The organism is Streptococcus sp. HMSC078H03, from assembly GCF_001808655.1.
In the GTDB taxonomy this organism is placed as follows: domain Bacteria; phylum Bacillota; class Bacilli; order Lactobacillales; family Streptococcaceae; genus Streptococcus; species Streptococcus salivarius_G.
The window spans coordinates 199,803-200,838 of sequence record NZ_KV794116.1 but is presented as its reverse complement, the minus strand read 5'-3'; the positions used below and the strand labels follow the sequence as shown (position 1 = coordinate 200,838).

At 38.0% G+C, this 1,036-nt stretch carries 1 protein-coding gene; it reads right to left on the bottom strand.

Features of this window, described 5'->3' with window-relative positions:
- The coding region (locus HMPREF2607_RS09165; protein WP_315940791.1) for an SspB-related isopeptide-forming adhesin at positions 1-1,036 on the bottom strand (1,036 nt) is incomplete at both ends.

Sequence of the window (1,036 nt, the reverse complement as noted above, 5' to 3'; positions counted from 1 at the left end):
TCTCTGGTTGGAACTTAGGTTCTTCTGGTGGAGTCACACGGTTGTTAAATTCTTTGTCAGCAGGGTCTGTCACGTTTGTGATCAAGGCTTTCGCTGTACCATCATGAGATACAGTAACGGTTACAACAGCAGCCATTTCATCGTAAGTGACAGTTGCATCTGTACCCTTAACCTCTGTTACAGTGTACTTGTAAGTACCTTCTTGACCCTTCTTGTATTTAAGGGCTGTAACAGTTTCACCAGCTTTATTTGTGTACTCTACTGGAGAGAATTTAATCTTACCAGCTGCATCGTTGGTTGCAGTTGCAATCACAACATTGTCGCTATCTTTCAACTCGAATGTGAATTCGCCAGCTTTAAGGTCACGACCTTCCAATTTCTTAGTGAAGTTAAATTCTACTGAGATTGGAACACTGTTTACACGTTTTTCAGTTGGTTTGTTTGGTTTTTCAACAGTCTTGCTTACTGGGTTGTAGTAGTTAACAACTTGGGCTGCTTTGTTTTCGATATCTGCACCAGCTACAACATCGTCTTTCACTGTTGCTGGAATATCAAATTTATAGTAGCGTCCAAATTCAAACTTAGTCGTATCAATGATTTGTGTATTTTCAGCGTCGCCAAGTGACTTAGTGAAGTCAGCTTTAAGGTTAGCTGTAAGAACACCATTGTTATCAGCGATATCGAACTTGTTAGTAACATCTGCACCAGTTACAGAATCATAAACCTTGATTTCTGAAGCATTAACAGTCAATTTATCCTTGTCGTAGTTATCTGTGATTCCTACTGTTTGAATGTTGTCTTTGTTAGCTGCATCAAATTTAGTTGTATCCAACCATACTTGGTAGTAAAGTTTAGATCCACGTTCAACTGACTTAGTATTTAAGTTTTCTTCTTCGTTGTTGTTTGTATTATCGACATATGGGTTTGTATTTGTTTCACCATATTTATCTGTCAATTCAGAATCATCATCAACGAGTTTAGTACCAGTGATATCGAATTTCGCTTTAGAAACAACGTATTTCTCTGGTTGGAACTT